The organism is Paraglaciecola aquimarina (genome assembly GCF_032464635.1).
Taxonomy (GTDB): Bacteria; Pseudomonadota; Gammaproteobacteria; order Enterobacterales; family Alteromonadaceae; genus Paraglaciecola; species Paraglaciecola aquimarina.
Genome location: NZ_JAWDIO010000002.1, coordinates 4,173,448 through 4,192,061, shown reverse-complemented (window position 1 = coordinate 4,192,061; position 18,614 = coordinate 4,173,448). Strand labels below are relative to the sequence as shown.

At 38.6% G+C, this 18,614-nt stretch carries 17 protein-coding genes and 3 pseudogenes; 10 read left to right on the top strand and 10 right to left on the bottom strand.

Annotated features, from left to right (window positions below; genetic code table 11):
- The first annotated feature begins 201 nt into the window (after positions 1-201).
- From RS130_RS20725 to RS130_RS23995, 10 genes and pseudogenes are all read left to right on the top strand, one after another.
- A complete protein-coding gene (locus RS130_RS20725; protein ID WP_316027502.1) occupies positions 202-1,209 on the top strand; it encodes a glycosyltransferase family 2 protein in 1,008 nt (335 codons plus the stop codon).
- Between the two features lie 115 nt (positions 1,210-1,324).
- Positions 1,325-1,477 (top strand): hypothetical protein, encoded by a 153-nt coding sequence (locus RS130_RS20720; RefSeq protein ID WP_316027501.1) that lies wholly within the window; start codon positions 1,325-1,327, stop codon positions 1,475-1,477.
- Complete coding sequence (locus RS130_RS20715; RefSeq protein WP_316027500.1) at positions 1,474-2,592, top strand: oligosaccharide flippase family protein; 1,119 nt, start codon at positions 1,474-1,476, stop codon at positions 2,590-2,592. Before RS130_RS20720 ends, RS130_RS20715 begins: the two co-directional genes overlap by 4 nt.
- Positions 2,568-2,909, top strand: a complete 342-nt coding sequence (locus RS130_RS20710; RefSeq protein WP_316027499.1) for a hypothetical protein — start codon at positions 2,568-2,570, stop codon at positions 2,907-2,909. Before RS130_RS20715 ends, RS130_RS20710 begins: the two co-directional genes overlap by 25 nt.
- 319 nt (positions 2,910-3,228) lie before the next feature.
- Positions 3,229-3,579 carry an acyltransferase family protein gene (locus RS130_RS20705; protein ID WP_316027498.1) on the top strand — a complete coding sequence of 117 codons (351 nt, stop codon included), beginning with the start codon at positions 3,229-3,231 and terminating at the stop codon, positions 3,577-3,579.
- Positions 3,576-5,123, top strand: a complete 1,548-nt coding sequence (locus RS130_RS20700; protein ID WP_316027497.1) for an acyltransferase family protein — start codon at positions 3,576-3,578, stop codon at positions 5,121-5,123. Before RS130_RS20705 ends, RS130_RS20700 begins: the two co-directional genes overlap by 4 nt.
- Positions 5,124-5,538: 415 nt before the next feature.
- Positions 5,539-5,730 carry a hypothetical protein gene (locus RS130_RS20695; protein ID WP_316027496.1) on the top strand — a complete coding sequence of 64 codons (192 nt, stop codon included), beginning with the start codon at positions 5,539-5,541 and terminating at the stop codon, positions 5,728-5,730.
- Positions 5,731-5,838: 108 nt separating this feature from the next.
- A pseudogene (locus RS130_RS20690) lies at positions 5,839-7,134 on the top strand (UDP-N-acetylglucosamine 1-carboxyvinyltransferase).
- Between the two features lie 18 nt (positions 7,135-7,152).
- Positions 7,153-7,704, top strand: a complete 552-nt coding sequence (locus RS130_RS20685; RefSeq protein ID WP_316027495.1) for an FAD-binding protein — start codon at positions 7,153-7,155, stop codon at positions 7,702-7,704.
- Between the two features lie 174 nt (positions 7,705-7,878).
- Positions 7,879-8,115, top strand: a pseudogene (locus tag RS130_RS23995) (hypothetical protein); the annotation flags it as partial.
- A gap of 446 nt (positions 8,116-8,561) precedes the next feature.
- Here the strand turns inward: RS130_RS23995 and RS130_RS20680 are convergent.
- The 10 genes and pseudogenes from RS130_RS20680 to RS130_RS20635 form a co-directional block, all read right to left on the bottom strand.
- Entirely contained in the window at positions 8,562-9,176 is a 615-nt protein-coding gene (locus RS130_RS20680; protein ID WP_316027494.1) for a hypothetical protein, read from the bottom strand.
- Between the two features lie 254 nt (positions 9,177-9,430).
- A complete protein-coding gene (locus tag RS130_RS20675) occupies positions 9,431-10,348 on the bottom strand; it encodes a putative Ig domain-containing protein (protein WP_316027493.1) in 918 nt (305 codons plus the stop codon).
- Between the two features lie 26 nt (positions 10,349-10,374).
- The gene (locus RS130_RS20670; RefSeq protein ID WP_316027492.1) at positions 10,375-11,286 is read right to left on the bottom strand and encodes a putative Ig domain-containing protein; all 912 of its coding nucleotides are present in this window, start codon (positions 11,284-11,286) and stop codon (positions 10,375-10,377) included.
- Complete coding sequence (locus RS130_RS20665; protein WP_316028114.1) at positions 11,256-12,047, bottom strand: M12 family metallo-peptidase; 792 nt, start codon at positions 12,045-12,047, stop codon at positions 11,256-11,258. Before RS130_RS20665 ends, RS130_RS20670 begins: the two co-directional genes overlap by 31 nt.
- A 25-nt stretch (positions 12,048-12,072) precedes the next feature.
- Positions 12,073-12,738 (bottom strand): reprolysin family propeptide-containing metallopeptidase, encoded by a 666-nt coding sequence (locus RS130_RS20660; protein ID WP_316027491.1) that lies wholly within the window; start codon positions 12,736-12,738, stop codon positions 12,073-12,075.
- 315 nt (positions 12,739-13,053) lie between these two features.
- Positions 13,054-13,209, bottom strand: a complete 156-nt coding sequence (locus RS130_RS20655) for a hypothetical protein (protein WP_316027490.1) — start codon at positions 13,207-13,209, stop codon at positions 13,054-13,056.
- Positions 13,197-15,824 carry a right-handed parallel beta-helix repeat-containing protein gene (locus RS130_RS20650; protein WP_316027489.1) on the bottom strand — a complete coding sequence of 876 codons (2,628 nt, stop codon included), beginning with the start codon at positions 15,822-15,824 and terminating at the stop codon, positions 13,197-13,199. The genes RS130_RS20655 and RS130_RS20650 overlap by 13 nt, the downstream gene beginning before the upstream one ends.
- On the bottom strand, positions 15,814-16,092 hold the full coding sequence (locus tag RS130_RS20645; protein WP_316027488.1) for a hypothetical protein: 279 nt from the start codon (positions 16,090-16,092) through the stop codon (positions 15,814-15,816). Before RS130_RS20645 ends, RS130_RS20650 begins: the two co-directional genes overlap by 11 nt.
- Positions 16,093-16,231: 139 nt before the next feature.
- Positions 16,232-17,236 (bottom strand): NAD-dependent epimerase, encoded by a 1,005-nt coding sequence (locus RS130_RS20640; protein ID WP_316027487.1) that lies wholly within the window; start codon positions 17,234-17,236, stop codon positions 16,232-16,234.
- Positions 17,236-18,601: pseudogene (locus tag RS130_RS20635) on the bottom strand (UDP-glucose dehydrogenase family protein). The gene RS130_RS20640 and the pseudogene RS130_RS20635 overlap by 1 nt, the downstream one beginning before the upstream one ends.
- Positions 18,602-18,614 lie beyond the last annotated feature (13 nt).

The window sequence follows — 18,614 nt, the reverse complement described above, 5'->3', positions numbered from 1 at the left end:
TAAAATAATTGGAACCGATAAAAAATTAACAGTAAAGTTTCAATAAATTTTGGAATTTTAATAGTTCATTTAATATCACTTTGGATAATAGCTCCTCAAGCTCAACTGGTTTGACATTTTTTATATTCGTTATGCTGCTTTGTTACTGTGCTACAAAAGTAATTGCATACACATCATTATTGGCTTAAAAGGAGTTTGAAATTGATTAGTCCTATCGTTAAAGTTTCTATCTGTGTCGCTCAATATAATAGATCCACAAGAATACCTGAGTCTATCCGTTCACTTTTGAATCAAGATATGACTGATTTTGAGGTCATTGTAGTCAACGATGGCAGCCCCGATCCCAATGTAAAACTAGAGTTAGAAAAATTCGACGACCCTAGGTTGACTGTTATTCATCAAACCAATACTGGGTTTGTTGGTGCAATGCGTTGCGCTATAGAGAACGCAAAAGGTGAGTATATCGCCATTCATGGCGCAGGTGATGTATCGCTGCCCAAAAGAATCAGTACCCAAGCGGCATACCTTGATGCCCATGCCGATATTGGTGCTGTGGGTGCTTTTTATCAAAATTGTAATTTTGATAACGGCACCACACAAATATTAGAAACCCGTCAAGGCAGCGAGAAGACTCGATTGACTATAGAGGATTTTGCCAAAAACCCGATACCTTTTGGTCACGGTGAGGTGATGTATCGCAAATCTCTGTATGAGCGGGTTGGGGGATACAGGCATTTCTTTCGTTTTGCTCAAGATCATGACCTATGGCTAAGAATGGCCGAACACTGCGATATGGCGCTGGTCCCGGAAGTGCTTTATCAAAGAGGTTATTTTGCAGCAGACGGTATAGCCACCAATATAGATAAATTAATTGTGCAAAAGTTGTTGTCGAATTTTGCCATGCAGATACACGAAGAGAAAAAACTTGGTAAACCCGATTTGGTAGAGAAATATGGTACTCAGGCAGGTTTATTTAGACAACGCACTAAAGCGATGGCTATCTACACGAGTAATAAAGCCTTGTGTTTTCTGTATCAAAACGATCAAAAAACAGCATATAAATTATCGAAATTTAGTGTTGAAGAACATAGTTATTGGAAAAATAACCTAGTGTTAATGGTCGCTAAATTGGCCTTGAATGAACGATTACATAAAGTAATAGTAGGTCTAATGAAGTGTCACCCTAGGTCTGAAAAATGGTTGAAATAAAGCAACTGAAATTATTTTAAATGACTAGTCAAATAGCATTTTTGTCATTTAAAGCCAATAAGTAATTTTGTGCTTTGTAGTGGGTTACACCGTTAGTTTTAATAAGAGAACCATTTTGCCATATAATCTATTTGCTCTCACTATTCTTTACAGTGCTAGGTATCCATTTCTTAAAAAGTTTATTGGCGTGGTGATGCCACGCTTGTGTTCTGCCGCACTGCCGTTCTCTCTATTTACGTTAACCCCTTTGTTTGAAGATAATTTATGAGTCTACTTAGTAAACGACTTAATCGGCTTTTTTGGGTGTTTTTTGAAAAGTTTGGATTGATTGGCCTGTCAATCATCTCATTTGTAGTTTATGCCAAATACCTTACTCCGTCTGAATTGGGGTTAGGGATATTGCTCTTGAGTATGATTGAGTTTTGGGCCATGTTCTTAATTGCCATCGTTGATAGTTCGATGATTAGGCTAAAAGAAATCACCAAAGAAAATGACGGTACCACTTTTTGGTTATTGTTAATTGTTAGTTCTCTGATAGCGGCTATAACATTTGGTGGCTATTATCTTTATTTTGATGATGATATTGCTTTATGGGCTGGTTTAATTGCTGTGGTGTACCTGCCCATACAAACCGTCACCCGAGTGCATATTGTACACTTGCGACGGCAAAAATCGTTTAAGGCATTAGCGAATAGAACGATATTTGGCAAAGTCTGTGGTATGGCCGTTGGTATTTGCTTGGCCGTTTCGGGAATGGGAGCTTTTGCCGTTGTATCGCAGTCGGCTGTTATGGGCTTAGTCTCAACAATATTTCTTATGTACTTCGAACGGCGGCCTTTGCCTTTAATTATTGATTTAAAATGGGCGAAGGAGCAGTTTTATGTTGGACTACCCGCCTCGTTAAAAGCAACAAATTTAAATTTATTTACTAAAGGTACAATTTTCATTATTGAATCGTTTTTAGGTACCGCTGCGGTTGGTTTTTATAATTTTGCTAATCGATTAGTAGAGTTGCCTCGAGGGGCCATAGTTACTGCTCTAATGGGGTATGCCCACCCTGTTTTTTCAGACAAAAATAACAGAGGCGAGTCATTAGAATCATTTTTTATCAGCAGTACTAAAATTGCTCTGTTATTTACTATGCCTATGTTCGTTGGCTTAAGCCTAATTGCTGGGCCATTAATTAGCGAGTTATTTGATGACAAGTGGATGCCCTCTATTGATATTTTGGCGGGTATTGCAATATTAACCGCGTTTAACATGTATTTTATGTTTTTGCCCAGCGTGTTCGTCGCCAAAGGGCAAACCAAGCTGGGCTTAAAAGGACAAATTGGCACCTCTATACTGGCATTGCTTTTTTGGTTTTTACTATTCGTGATTTAGGGCTTATTGCTGTTATCTATGCTTTAGCTATTCGGGTGTTTGTGGTAATGGCAGTTAATTTTTACGCGATGAGCAAAGTTTTGTCTAACGTTAATATGTCATTTATTCGTAGTTGTACATATAGCACTATAGCCTCTGTTGTTATGTGGCTTTCGGTGAAGGCGGGTATGCATTTTGTGACTATAGATGATAATTGGTTAACTATGTTATTTTCTATTGTGTTAGCTGGCGTCAGTTACTGCGCAAGTTATTTATTATTAAATCCTAAAATAATAGCTGAAATAAAAGGTTTTTTAGTAAGTGAACAAAATTTTTAATGATGATAATTAGGATGAGTGTAATGACACTATTAATGAGTTAGGTAGTATACCCATTAATACTAGGTTCATTATTCTTTGATTATCAAGTTCATTATTACGCTTACGGCAAGTGTTATTTTTATTATCATCTAATTGGCTTATACGCCAGTGATAGTATTATCGAAGTAGGCTGAAACACAAATATGATGTGTAGATATTTGTCTATGAATTTTAGGGATAATATGAGTGAGTGTTGTAAAAAGATAGGGTGGGCACTATCAGCAACAGGTTCTATAAAAGCCTATGAAGGTAAAGCAGCGTTTAGCTAAGGAAAAAAATGAAGTATAGGCAAGATATAGATGGATTGCGTGCTATAGCTGTAATGGCAGTGGTGTTATTTCATTTTGGTGTATCAACCTTATCGGGCGGGTATGCAGGAGTTGATGTTTTCTTTGTTATATCTGGTTTTTTAATATCTTCGATACTAATGAAAGATGTTGAGACGAAGCAGTTTACCTTTTTACAATTTTATGAAAAGCGTGTTCGTCGATTATTTCCAGCGCTATTTGCAACCATTATTGTGTCGACCCTCGTTGCATATTTTCTATTTATGCCTGAGGAGTTCCGTGAGTTTGGGCAAAGCGTTGTAGGTGCTACTACATATCTATCAAACGTGTTTTTTGGTTGAAAGCTGACTATTTTGCCGGACCGTCAGAGCTTAAACCTTTATTACATACATGGTCTTTATCTGTTGAAGAACAATTTTATTTAATTTTTCCCTTTGTAGTTTGGCTTTGTTATAAAGTAAGTTTTAAGTGTTTTGTTTACTGTATTGTTTTAGGTTTTATTACGTCGTTTATAAGCGCGGTTTATTTTATCGATTCAATGACCAGCGCTGTATTTTTCTTATCACCTTTTAGATTCTGGGAATTGTTGTTAGGCACCCTAGTTGCCATATTGTTGAAAAGTAAAAAACTACCCAATGAAAAGGTTGCACCATTTTTGTCAGGAATAGGGATCATTATGATCCTTGCCCCCTTATTCTTATTAGACGAAACCAGCCTTTTTCCCGGCTGGGCAGCAGTGCCATCTTGTTTAGGTACGGCATTAATTATTTGGGCCAATAATCAAAATGTTATCTTGGGGCGAATTTTGTCGCTGCCAATTATGCAGTTTACCGGCAAGATTTCTTATTCAATGTATCTATGGCATTGGCCTGTTGTTGTTTTTTACGGTTATTGGATAATTCGTGAACTAGTGTGGTGGGATACATTAGCCTTACTTATTTTTACTTATTTAATTAGCTGGCTGTCTTGGCGTTGGTTTGAAGTGCCTTTTAGGTTTCACAAAAGTAGCCCTTTTAAGCCAAAACTCGCTTTTACCTTAACGGCGGGGTTTACTGGTTTAGCGGTTTTAGTTGGTTTGATCATATGGCAGCAAAAGGGCTTGCCACAGCGTTTTCCTGATTTGCAAGACAGAATAGTAGCCGCGCAAGCCGAACGAAAAAATAATGTGGATTCAGCTTGTTTTATCAAGCAAGACCAGTTTTTTGATAAGTGGCAGCATGATGCGTGTTATTTTCCGCTAGAAGGAGCATCTAAAACTATACTTTTGTGGGGCGACTCACATGCGTTCCACTTGTTAAAGGGCTTGAAACACTATCAACGTGAGATTGGGGCGAATATTTTAGTATATGCAAGTGCGGGCTGCTCGCCACTGTTTAATACTGATATACCCCGTAATCCACAATGTCGCGCTAACAACGAGCATGTATTTGATATTTTGTCAGAATATCAAATTGATAACATTATCATGGCTGGTAATTGGGCATGGGCGTTCAAAGTTGAAGATGAAAATGCAGATTTGTCGGCGGTTCAATCAACCTTTAACACCTTACAAGAACGGGGTTACAATCCATTGGTAGTTAATCAAGTACCAATTTACGCAGTCAAGAATCCTCAATATTTAGCCATGCGGTTGTCTTCTTCTGACGAAGGGCCCACCGACTATTTTTTAGCACCTGATTACGGTACCGGAGCGGCAAAGCAGCTTAAATCACTGATACCAGCAGACAATTTGTTTGAGCCTCAGGAGCTATTCTGCCCCCATATTAAGTGTGCAATATATCGAAATAAAGAAATTATGGTAGCTGATGAAGCGCACTTATCCAAAGCCGGTAGTTATTATATGGTCAGCCAAATGCTAGGGATTATAGGTTCGACATTCAACTAGTAAGATGGAAGGATGGCTGGCTGGTATAAAGCGAGTTATTCATAGCATTCTAAATATACTAGACATTCTCTTTAAATTTAGGAAAGGATTATTATTACCCAATGCGACTTATATATGTAAATGAAATCAACGGTTACAGTTTCTGGTAACGGCTAGCTGCTCATAGATGAAAGTAAAAACTACAATTGATTATCGTCTATCATTAAATGTTATTGTTGCCATTATACTTGGTGTAGCAGGTGGCTTGATTTCGAAATTTCTTTCAGAAAAAACCAATTATAAAATATCTTTTTCTAGACGTTAAATGATTTAGTAACATAGAAAGAGTACCATTATATAGTTACCAGATGGGCAGTGCAGGCTATATTGCTTGCCTGCGAGCTAATCACAATTATCTATAGCCTAAGATGTGAAAGTGCATTCGTTAAATGTTAAAAGTAGTATTATTGTTTACGCCGCCTGCCATGAAGTAATCGCTGAAAATACTACATATTTCTTAGGTTCTGGTTATGATAACGTTACTTATTTTTTCTTGATTGAACTAGGGGATAGTCCATGGGTGTTACTAGCGCTATTTGATGCTAATAAAAAGTCTAAAAATATGTAAGACATTTTTGTTTGTATATCCATATGGAGAGAATATTGCAAGGCATGTATAGAGTATTAGTTGTAAATTAAAACTGTGGTTTTTAAATAAAGTTATAGGAAAGTAGAAATGTTAGAAGTAGGAAGCAATACAGAGATTGATTCGTTAATTGCCAAGCCAGCTAGGTTGGAAGGTAGAGTAAAGGTTAGTGGTGCAAAGAATTCAGTGCTTCGTTTGATGGCTGCTACGTTATTAACTGACGAGCCCATTTCCATCCATAATTACCCTGCTACTCTGTTAGATGCCATTGTGCACAAGGATATGCTAGAAGTATTGGGTAAAGAATGTGTTGTTGAAAACGATATATTGTTTGTCAAAGAGCCTGCAGGCGTAATTAATAAACTCAACTGGGATGGACGCTCTATTCGTAATACCCTGCTTATATTAGGTGGGCTTGTTGCGCGTACCGGCTTTGGTGCTGTGCCATTACCTGGTGGTTGTAGTATTGGCGGTGGAAGTGGTGACCGAGCTTATGATTTACATATTATGTTGCTTGAAAAACTGGGTGCAAGGGTATGGGAAGAAGATGGAAACCTTTGTGCAGAATCCAAAGGCGGAAAATTAGTTGGTGCCGATATTCATTTACCTATCCGTTCTACTGGCGCTACTGAGAATGCGATTATAGCAGGCTCATTGGCGCAAGGCATTACTCGTATTTGGAACCCTCATGTACGCCCAGAGATCCTAGACTTGATTGATATGATGAATTCAATGGGAGCCGAAATCACCGTATTTGGTCAAGAGCACATTGAAATTGTGGGTAAGGATTCACTACGAGGTACCTCACATACTGTTATTCCTGATAACGTTGAAGCCTTGACATGGTTAGTTGGCGCATCAGTGACTGGCGGTGAAATTGAAATAGTTGATTTTCCGTATCAGCATTTAGAGATACCCCTTATTTTTCTACGTGAATCAGGGGCTAATTTGTATCGCAATGATAACTCCCTAATCGTTAGAGGATCCAAATGTTATCCTCTTGAAATGAGTACAGGCCCTTATCCTGAATTAACTCTGACATGCAGCCTATTTTTGCGGTATACGCGGCTAAAGCTTTAGGGCAATCAAAATTTGTTGACTTGCGCTTTCCTGAGGCGATATGGATATGCCACCGAACTGAATAAAATGGGTTTAGACTCAACAGTTGATGATAATTTGTTAAAAATTAATGGTGGCAATGTACTTACAGGAAGCACAGTTACCGCGCTCGATTTACGAGCAGGGATTGCACTGACATTGGCGGGACTTTTTGCAGAAGGTGAGACTAAAATTGAGAATGCTTGGCAAATCACTCGTGGTTATGATCAATTTATAGACAAAATGAACAGTCTTGGTGCAACGCTTAGCCCAACCTATAAAAAGTGATGCCTGCAGTGACATTAAATGAAAATTTCAAGCATTTCTAAACTACTTGAAGATGTCGATTGTAATTTCAGAGAGGATGTACTGCTCTCTGAAGTTACTCGCTGGAAAATAGGGGGCGTCGCAAAACTGGTTATTGAGCCTAAATCAGTTGATGGCTTGTCGACCTTACTTCAACTCTTTCATTCCCATAACATTCCGAAGCTTGTTGTCGGCTCAACCAGTAATTTGCTTTTTTCCGATGAAGGCTTGGATATACCTTTAATTCAGATTGGTAGTGCCTTATCAAATGTTACTTTTAAAGGTAATAGGGTGGTATGTGAAAGTGGTATTTGGGTGCCTGGCTTTGCCCGAATGTTGGCGTCTAAAGGCTTAAGTGGGCTTGAACATATCTGCGGTATACCCGGTACCTTAGGTGGCCTGATTTATATGAACGGTGGCAGTCAACGTAAAGGCATTGGCTCACATATTGCAAATGTTACAACCATTGATGATACGGGCCAGTTGAGAGTTTATTCACAAGCTGAGTGCAAATTTGCCTATCGTGCCTCAGTATTTCAAACAAAAGAATGAAACCATCGTACGCTGCGAGCTTGAGCTTACCCTAAAAGCACCTAAAGAGATAAAGCGTGAAGTGCTTTCTATTTTGCGGTCACGTCGATTGAAATTTCCCAATAAGTTACCTTATTGTGGTTCGGTGTTTGTTAGTGATCCTGCTATGTACAAGGATTACGGCCCCTTGGGAAAGTTATTGAGGATGCTGGTTTAAAAGGCGTTAGGCGTGGTGGAGCGTTAATATCTGAGTTACATGCCAACTTTATTGTCAATGACGGCGGGGCAAGCGCTAAAGATGTACTTGAATTGATTCATTTAGCGCGAGAAAGCGTTATAGAAAATACTGGTTATGCTCTTAGAGCTGAAGCGATTTTTATAGAGCCAGATGGTACTCTCAAATCAGCTCATGTAAAATCATACGAATCTTAAATCTTACCTTCGCGAGAATTATTTCTTCTTTTCTATATTCTGATAAAACACCGAGCTTTTAAAAAAATCACATCAATTTAATCGTTCGGCAATGCATCATTTGGTTTTGAAATCATTGATAGCTAACCAGCCACTTTCTATGCTTTCGTGAGGTAAATAGGTAACGGCTGCATTATTTAGTCATATTAACTATTTTTTTGGCTATTTCAGCTGACTTTCTTATAAATACCGACGTTACATTGAAAAAACTAGGTCTTTAATAATCTCCATCAAAAACGAGATCCTATTTTTTCGTTTTTTAAATCTTGAAAGTAATAATGCAATAGTCTTAATCTAAAGTTCTCGTGGCCATTTTTATGTTTATTGACATAAGTTATATAAAAAAACCTCGCCAATGGCGAGGTTTTTAAAACTTTACTATCAGCTAGCTTATGCTTATAAGAATATTATTTTCTTCTGATTCTAAAAAGTACAAGGGCAGCTAAACCTAATAAACCCAAAGCCGATGGTGCGCTCACAGCAACCGCACTCGGCATTGATGCTTTACCTTCTACTTGTATCTCTCTAATTTCAAATGAGCTATCAGCGTTTGTAGACGTGATATTAAAATTAAGGGTACTAACACCTGCTATAGAGCCAGAGAACAATTCTGATGGTGTAAAACCTGTCGCCAAACCTGTTAAATCAGCACTATATAATTCCGCACCAAAAGCATCTAGAGCTGAAAGAGTTAATGTGCTGACAGAATGAGTCATTTGGACTCCATAGTCATTAAACAAAGTAACTTTAGAAATATCAAACAAACTGGCTAAGTTTAATGATATTAAATATGAGTCTGTGCTAGTTAATGCACTTCCACTATTTATACGGCCTACAAATCGGCCTGTACCAGAAGTTGCAGTAACACCATCAACCAACCTTTCAGTATCAACCGCAGTCCAGTTGGCTGGTGGTGCTGTAACTACTGAAGAATAGTCTGTTGAGGTTATAAGTGATGCGTTTGCAGCACTAGTAAAACCTAAAATTAATCCAAGTGATAAAAGGGTTACTAATTTTTTCATAAAACTTCCTAGTAAAATAATGATGCTAAATATAATGCTATAACTGTGCCAATTTTTAAGTGTATGATATATAGAGCTTTGTTGATGTTATAAAATTGTAACTGTAAGTTTTTTTGACACATACTTGCACTCTACTACAAATACAACTCAGAGAACACAGAAAACTAGCAAGTTAATATAGTGCTTACTCTTTGATGAGTACAACGCCTTGCTAGAAATTAGCCAATCTCGCATTCTTTACCGTAGATACTCTATTAGTTAATTAAAAGGACGCGGCTAAAGTAGCTGCTAGCGCTCGGTTTCTCATTATCATGATCCATAGTGAAGAAGAAATAATTCATTGTGCCAGTGTAATATTGCCCTATGGGTATACTGAAGTGCTGATATTCACCCGATCCAGTATATTTATAGTTTTCAAAACCATATTGCTGAGTACCAAATAAATTGAAAGTTGTATCAGCTGACATGAGTAAATCCGTGTCTAGACCTATTCCGTGAATATCCCCTTTTGAAGTTGATTTGAAAGCAAATTCTAAGGTGGTGTTTGGCGTTATAATGTAATTTAATGCCGCTGCCTGCCAACGATTACCTTCTAGTTTAAGTGTTGCGCCATTGTCTTCAATGGCCACTATGCCATTACTTGTATCGCCGTAACTACCACCATAGCTTTGAAATGTAAGAGAACTAAAGTTAATAATAGTTTCTGCTGGTTGAGTAACTTCAATGGTAAATTGCTGATTATTTGCACCTAACTGGTTTAATACGTTAATTGATATTTCATGACTACCTATTTGTGTATGAGTTGGAGTCCAATAGATTTGGCCTACTTCATCAATAGTCATGCCGTCTGGAGAATTATTGAGGGTGTAGGTCACTGGTAATTGACTATTTACACTAACTCTGTAATCGGTGTCGTACCGATAAGGTATGCCTACAAACCCCGATAAATCTGGGGTAGAGGTTATTTCTGGCGCACTAGCAGGTTTTTCATAAATCATGATATTACTGAAAATGCTAGTTGCATTGGGCGAATTAACGTCATGGTCCATTGTAAAAAATAGATACTGTTGCTCTCCGCTTAAATATTCACCAATAGGGATCACAAAATGTTCTGTTTCGCCCATCTCTGTATACGGATAATTTTCAAATCCAAACTTCTGTGTTCCAAACAATTTAAAGCTAGATAAGCCATCTAAAGTTAGATCATTATCAAGGCCAATGCCGTGAATTTCGCCTTTAATGGTACTCTTAAAATCAAATTCGATAATTGTGTTAGCAGTAACAGAGTAGGGTAATCAATCGCTATCCAGCGATTGCCAATTAAGGTGATACTTTCGCCTGATCCCGAAACATTGACTGTGCCTTTAGTAGTATCACCATAGTCGCCACCATAGCTGATTAACTCGTAATTATTTAAGTTGATTTTATCGGCAAAAGGTTCTGCTACGTTTATCGTAAAGGTTTGTACAACGGATCCTTCGGCATTGCTTACCACAACTTCTACGGGCTGATCGCCAAGCTGTAAGTCGCTTGGTGTCCAAGTAATTTTACCCTCATGACTAATAGTCATACCATCTGGAGCATAGTTGAAAGAATAAGTGAAAGGGGCCGTGCCACTAACTTCTAAAGTACTGTTATCATCATAAAGATAGCTAGCGCCTACGTGAGCTTGTAAATTAGGTTGTGAATCGATTACAGGTACAGATAAAGCTGCTTCGTAAATACGTACATTACTGAAATAACTTTGTGCAGTAGGGGTTGATACATCATGATCTGTGGCAAAGAATAGATAACTCATTGCACCAGTATAGTACTGACCAATGGGGATACTAAAGCTTTGATATTCAGCATTATCTTGGTATCTAAACGTTTGTATCCCATGTTTTTGAGTACCAAATAAATTGAAGGTGGATTGGTCGTCTAAAATTAGGTTGCTATCTAATCCAACCCCATGGACTTCACCTTTTACTGTGGATTTAAAATCAAACTCCAATATGGTGTTAGGGGTAACATTATAATCAAAGTTGATTGCCCGCCAGCGATTGCCTGTTAAATGGATGGTAGCGCCATTATCTTCAATTACCACAGTGCCATTTGCAGTATCCCCCAAGATCCACCATAACTAAAATTGGCAGCGGTATTAAAATTAACAATGCCTTGTTCAGTTGCCGCGCTAACGTTGATATCAAAGACCTGAATATCTTCGCCAGCATTATTGCTAACGCGAAGTTGAACAGGGTTACTACCTGTTTGCGTACTTGCAGGAGTCCAGCTAATAACCCCATTACTATCTATAGTCATGCCATCTGGAGCGAAATCTAAGCTAAAGGTTAGTGGTGTGCTGCCGCTTGCTTCTACTGTGCTGTCGCTGTCATATTGATAAGCTAGCTCAACTGTTGCCGTTAATTTGGCCGTAGAGGTAAACAGTGGGGGAATAGGACCCGGTTCGGCAATATCGACAACACAAGTGTTGCCAGTCCAGGTATTGGCGTAGGCAATACTTTGTTCTATTCGGCTTAAACTACAAGCAGAAAACTGGTCGCTGTTATTAATATAGGGATTCATTAAAAAAGAGTTATTAGTAGAGGAGCAGGCAGAGCCAGATTCTGCATCGTGAGGAGCACCAAAGTTATGGCCGATTTCGTGGGCAACTATTAATGCGGTTTGACTTCCGTAATTTCGTGATAAACCTACCCCGTATGAGCTACAAATGGCATTGACAAAAGCAATGCCTACGGTGCTGCCATCTAAACGTTTGCCTGTGAATAAATGTGTCACGCCTTCATTGCCAATACTTTGCGCGACTTTTGTCCGTAAGTTATAAACAAGCTCAACTGAGTCGGTTGTATTGAGTGTGCCATTATCGGTCAGTACAAGGGTGTCAGTTATGTCTAATTCAACGTTTACTTGCTCTGCAAAAATCCACCTGGACTACATTCATTTCAATTAACATTCGAGACAGTGCATCGTTATTATTAGCTGAGTTGAATTCGGTGTCAGCCATAATTTTTAGATTGATGCTTCTACCAGCTATTGAGGCGGTCATGCTAGAAAGTTCGTCTTGTAAAGCTGAATAATCGAAGGTTTTTGCTTGTGGATTATGTATTTCTAAGGCACAACTGGCATTCATTTCAACGTCTGATGCTTTATATAATACTTGTTCAGTGTCATTTTCTAAGATCAGTAAATTTCTTGAATCACCTTTTACGACCTTACTGATCGAGGTTTTAGGTTCGATAAAATAAAGCTCGGTACCATCGTAAAATACCCCAGTATAATGCCCGCTTTTTAACGAAAGTCTCGCCCATGAGTTGGGTATCCCTTTTATATTGCCTTTTAATAGCGTTACATTTCTTTGTTGCTTTTCAGTTAGCAGTTTAGTGAGTTTTACATTTGGCCTTAATAATAGAGTAAAGGTATTACCGCCCGCAGAAACATCAATATCAAAGTCACTCTGGTTAGCTGTGTGAGTGGCATTAATGGTTAATGCTGATATTTTGTTGATGACTCTATGATCATGCGCTATTTCTTGGTGGCTTTGACTTTGCGCTAAGGGGAGCAAATTAATGTTGCCCAGATTATTAAGATAATAGATTTGATTATGCTAATAGATTTGAACAAGGTAATCATAGATTGGAACGTTTTCATGGGGTTATCTCTTTACACTGCTTATCTACACATTAGCGGTAAAAAGACTCAAAGACCAGAAAGTTTGCCTTTTACGATAGGGGATGCTGCAATTATTAGCTTTCGCTTATGCTGGCTTATCTAGCATTCAGGTTAAACAATAAAAACGTGACCAAGCAAACTAACTAAGTCACGCTTCTATAAATCGCTGAGATTTTGATACCTAGTTGTGTATGGCAAGTGTATAAACCTAATTATTAGCGAGACCTACCCGGATGGTTGATAATGTAGAGCCTTTTGGGAGTTTGTCTGGTTGATTTTCGTAGAATTTTAGATTTCTAAATGTCACTTCGGCTGACCTAGATAAAGGGGCATCGTCGTCCATCACAAATACTATTCTATCCATATCTGCAGCTGAAAATTGGCCAATAGGTAGGGTGATGGTTTCAAATTCCCTGGACTACTGTACTCGAATAAGTCGTTTTGACATTTTTGCCGGCCGTCTAATTTATATAATCTTGAATTGGTTAAACGACTATCATTTTCAAAAGCCATTCCGGCAATTTCGCCCGCGCCGTTAGTTTTCATCTCGAACTCCAATAAAGTTTGAGGGGTTATCTTATGGTTAATTTTAACACTCTTCCATGTATTACCATAAAGTGTAAGCGCGTCGCCACCACCCGTAACTACATAATTATTATCTTTGTCTTGGTTGCTAAATGACGAAATAGGAGCACTCGAAAAGTCTACTTCTGTAGTGCTTGGAGCTGTACCGTACTGTTGTAACGTTTTTGTGTAAATATCTGGTTTGTCATATATTTTTACATTTTTGAATTGTGCTTCTGGAAGTGTATTTCTAGCACTATCTTCGTCTAGGACAAAGACTAACCTGTCTATCATTCCGGCCATAAATTTTCCGATAGGGAGTGTCAACGTTTTAAAGCTATCAGATAAATCAGATCTAAATTGATTTTGAGACGTTGGTTGTCTACCAGCAAACTTAAATAGTTTGTTTGAGGTAAATTTATTGTCGTCTTCAATTGCCACACCAATAATTTCACCCAAACCGTTGGTTTTTACATCCAACTGAATTACCGTATTAAGGTTAACTTTGTAAGGTAAATCTATACTTTTCCAAGCATTGCCAGATAACACTATGGTGTAGCCATTATCTTCAATTAAGTAGTCTCCATTTTTATCCTGATTATCAAATGGTGTGATTGATTTGTCATAGAAATTAATTGGTTCGATTGAGTCAGTTGTTACAGGAGATAAAAGTTGAGTAGAGGCGGCGGGAGAAAATATAACCGAGGTGGAACTTGAAAAATTAGGGATATTAAAACGAGTGTCGGACTCGATGTAATATGTAGAGTCTGAATTAACAATACTGTTTATTTTATCTGCTTGCTCTGACCATGGGTGATAAAAATCATCATCAATAGTGGCCTCTACATAAGGCGCTCCGTTATAGGTGTTGTAAATAATATTATTTTTAAATGTTGAGCCTTGATAAAACTCTTGGTCATAAATACCACGTCCGCCTCTTTTCTTGGAGATAATGATATTATTTTGCGCATTTAGCCAAAATGTACGGTCGTTTTCGACCCCTGATCTAGCAACACCATTATTGTTAATGATAATTAGGTTTTCAAATAAGTTGGTTATGCCAGCTGGACGGGCTATTAACCCTCCCATTTTTATTGCTGCCCACTCTTTATCTCGGTCATCGCCTAAATCATGAATATAATTATTAAAAATATAGCTTGGGCCAAACATATTAGGGGCAACACTAATACCGCAAAACCCTTGGGTTAATTCATTGTCATAAAACAAGACATTACTTTGCCCACCGTCTAACTCGACTAAATCATCGTTGGCGTAAGCTAAGTAATTATTATGAATTGCTGAGTCTCTAACAAAACCTCCCCATGGTCGAAAATTAGATCGGCTTTCAATGACATCATTAAAGCGGTGCTCTGGTGTGCCGTAAAAACGGTTATTGCGAATAATATATTGACCTCGGTACTCTTCAGTAGAGTGATAGGCCCACAACAACATCGCACTTGGTCCATACGGGTGGCCATATTGCCAACTATTCGCTTTGCCATTTGGGCTATGCACCTCACAGTTTTCTATGGTCACTACGCCGGTTTTCCTGAGGTAGATGCCTGAATCGTAGTTGATTGGGCTAGTACTTTCAGCTGTTTCATAAGCGACTCCATTACGTATATCTTCGCCCACTCGACCAAATTCTGATACGTTGCAACCATCAATCCACAAATGGTGAGCGTCTTTAGCGGTAATGCCATATTTTTGCCCGCCCTTAACCATTATGTTTTCAAACTTAATATAACTTTGGCTGCCTATATCGATGGCTGCATAGTCTTCGACTGAGGCAATAATTTCAGGTCCATCACCAATAATCAGCGCCCACCCGTCTTCGCTACCTTCAATCCCCAAATCGGTTAAGTTAAGTTGTCCGCCAGTATAAATATCAGATAAATAATAGATTTTTTCGGGGTCAATAGGAGGGGAGTTTGGACGGGTTTGAAAGCTGTATAAACGCTCATCAATAACTTGTGTATCGTCTAAATACTCAAGTTTAATATCGTAGGAAGTGTTGGGTTGTAAGTGAACTATAGAGCCAGACAAAGCCCCTAAGATTGGCTCCCATTGTAAAGCTAGTGTTGGTAACCATTCACTAGATGTACTAGGTTTAAACCATAAGCGAGTGTTTGCATCTTGTTGTTGGTTATAAACGGTTAAACTCGCTGAGTGTATCAAAGGCACAACCCGATACTCTAGATCGTTAGTTGCGGTAGCTGTAAAGATTAAATTGGGCTCCAGCCCTGCAATAAGTGCTGCTGATTCTAATGTTGATTCTTCGAAATATGAGTCAACATATAGTTGCTCTAAAATACGGTATGCATCTATAGGGTAAAGCTTTAGGGCTAAGGCTATCCACGTTTCATTTTTGTCAGAAGCCGTTTTAGAAAGTTGTATGACTGCCTTAGCTAACATCCCGTGAGCGACTAACGGCTAGTAATAATGTTGCGGCGTCTTGTTGGTTTTTAATTAAGTAAGCGTGTTTTTTATTAGACTTAATATCAGACTGTTGCAACATCGCAACTACCTGTTTTGGGTGAATCAATTTTTGCTGACTAATTTGCTTTACAAAATAATCTCCGGGTTGACCCTTTGTTGTAGCAGTTTTTGTGATAGGGGGCGCGTCAAACTGAGCGCAACTGACCAGTGCAATGGTTAACCAAATAAAAATGGCGTGGGGCATACAAATTAAGTTCTTACATGAGTGAATCATATCTAATCTCCATCTTAGGTCAGAATTGGTTAAGCACAATTTGATGTTTATAGAGTTTACAATTACTTCTGTAACTTGCATTTGTATGCCAAGCCACCTTTTTACTTTATCACGCTAGTTCATAATATTCTTTGAACCATGCCACAAACTGCTGCATTCCATGTTCAATGTGAGTGTCTGGCTTGAAACCAACTGCGTCTTTTAAACTATCAATATCAGCAAATGTCGCAGGGACATCACCTGCCTGCATAGGCATGTAGTTTTTGGTCGCTTCTTTACCCGCGGCTTTTTCAATTGCCTTAATAAAGGTCATTAATTCAATAGGATCATTATTACCGATATTGAATACTTTATAAGGCGCCTTACTTGAAGAAGGAGATGTATTTGGGTTTTCTGGATTACGCTCGGGTACGACATCTTGAATACGAACAATGCCTTCAACGATATCATCGATATAGGTGAAATCACGTTTCATTTTGCCGTGATTAAACACTTTGATTTCTCGATCATTGAGTATTGCATCGGTAAACAAAAATGGTGCCATATCGGGGCGTCCCCAAGGGCCGTATACGGTAAAAAATCGTAGTCCAGTCGTGGGCAAATCGTACAAGTGGCTATAGCTATGGGCCATTAACTCATTTGACTTTTTAGTAGCTGCGTACAGTGACACTGGGTGATCAACTGCATCTTCGGTAGAAAATGGCATTTTTTCATTCATGCCATACACAGAACTAGATGATGCATACACTAAATGTTGCACTTTATTATGACGACAGCCTTCTAAAATTGTCGCCATACCGACTAAATTTGAGTCGATGTAAGCCATTGGGTTTTCAATTGAGTAGCGTACACCAGCCTGAGCAGCTAAGTGAATGACTCGTTCGAATTGCTCATCGGCAAATAATTTAGCGATGCCATCTCTGTCAGCTAAATCCATTTTAATAAACGTAAATGCTTCAAAATGTTTGAGCTGCTCTAGGCGGGCAAGCTTTAAATTGGGGTCGTAATAGTCATTTAAGTTATCAATTCCTATGACTTGATGGCCTTGTTCACATAATCTTTTAGCTACAAAAGAACCAATAAAGCCTGCTGCGCCTGTTACCAAAAATTTCATTATTTCACCTCTGTTGCCGTTACAGAAAGCCCACGGCCAATACTGTAATAATCAAAACCTTTTTTCTTCATTCGTTCTGGTTCAAACATATTGCGTCCATCAAAAAATGCATTGGTTGTGAGTTTTTGTTTAATTAAGTCGAAATCGGGTGCTCTAAAGTTTTGCCATTCGGTGCAAATGACTAATGCGTCGGCGCCATTTAATGCTGCTTCTTTTGTACCCATTAGTGATAGGTCATCGCGATTTCCGCATATACGCTGAGTTTCTTCCATTGATTCAGGGTCAAATGCTTGTACTTTAGCGCCAGCAGCCCATAGGGATTCCATTAGGACTAAACTTGAAGCCGCGCGCATATCGTCGGTATTGGGTTTAAACGATAATCCCCAAAGTGCGAAAGTTTTACCTTTTAGTGCATCTGGATTTTGCGCTAGATTGAAGTGTTTTGAAATGTATTCAAATAGCTTGCACTTTTGGCGAAAGTTAACATTTTCTACCGCTTTAAGAATTTCCGAGTTGTAACCTAGTGAATCTGTTGTTCTGACGAGTGCTTGCACATCTTTGGGGAAACATGAACCACCATAACCACAGTCAGGATAGATAAACTGATAACCTATTCGAGGATCAGAACCTATGCCATGGCGCACGTGCTCTATATCAGCACCGACTAATTCGGCAATGTTGGCCATTTCATTCATAAAGCTTATTTTTGTTGCCAACATACAGTTAGCTGCGTATTTGGTAAGTTCGGCACTTTTAATGTCCATCACGATAATTTTTTCGTGGTTACGATTAAAGGGATGATAAAGCTCACGCATTAATTCTTCTGCGTCCTTTGAATCTGTGCCTATTACGATGCGGTCTGGTCGCTTACAGTCATTGACCGCAGCCCCTTCTTTTAAAAACTCAGGGTTAGAAACAATAGAAAAAGTTAGATTTGAATCGCGGCTGTCTAATACATCTTGCACTTTCAAACGCACTTTATCAGCTGTGCCTACTGGTACTGTAGATTTATCAATGATTACTTTGGGAGTTTGCATATGTGTGGCAATAGTTTCGGCCACTTTTAATACATATTGTAAGTCTGCTGAACCATCTTCATCTGGTGGCGTGCCCACAGCAATAAATTGCAAGTCACCAAACTCAACACCAAATTTAGCGTCAGTGGTAAAAACCAAACGCCCTTCAGCATAGTTTTGTTCGACTAACGGGGTTAGTTCCTAACTCATAAATTGGCACTATGCCATTTTTAAGGTTTTCTATTTTGGTGTCGTCAATATCGACGCAGCACACATCATGACCTGCATCTGCTAGCACAGCAGCTTGAACTAAACCAACGTATCCAATCCCATAAAACGTAACTTTCATTTTTGATCCTTAT

Coding starts and splice junctions, on each gene's coding strand:
- RS130_RS20715 (WP_316027500.1), top strand. CDS start 1,474: ATGAGTCTACTTAGTAAACGACTTAATCGGCTTTTTTGGGTGTTTTTT.
- RS130_RS20645 (WP_316027488.1), bottom strand. CDS start 16,092: ATGCCCCACGCCATTTTTATTTGGTTAACCATTGCACTGGTCAGTTGC.
- RS130_RS20640 (WP_316027487.1), bottom strand. CDS start 17,236: ATGAAATTTTTGGTAACAGGCGCAGCAGGCTTTATTGGTTCTTTTGTA.
- RS130_RS20685 (WP_316027495.1), top strand. CDS start 7,153: ATGAAAATTTCAAGCATTTCTAAACTACTTGAAGATGTCGATTGTAAT.
- RS130_RS20680 (WP_316027494.1), bottom strand. CDS start 9,176: ATGAAAAAATTAGTAACCCTTTTATCACTTGGATTAATTTTAGGTTTT.
- RS130_RS20650 (WP_316027489.1), bottom strand. CDS start 15,824: ATGTTAGCTAAGGCAGTCATACAACTTTCTAAAACGGCTTCTGACAAA.
- RS130_RS20655 (WP_316027490.1), bottom strand. CDS start 13,209: ATGGATAGAATAGTATTTGTGATGGACGACGATGCCCCTTTATCTAGG.
- RS130_RS20705 (WP_316027498.1), top strand. CDS start 3,229: ATGAAGTATAGGCAAGATATAGATGGATTGCGTGCTATAGCTGTAATG.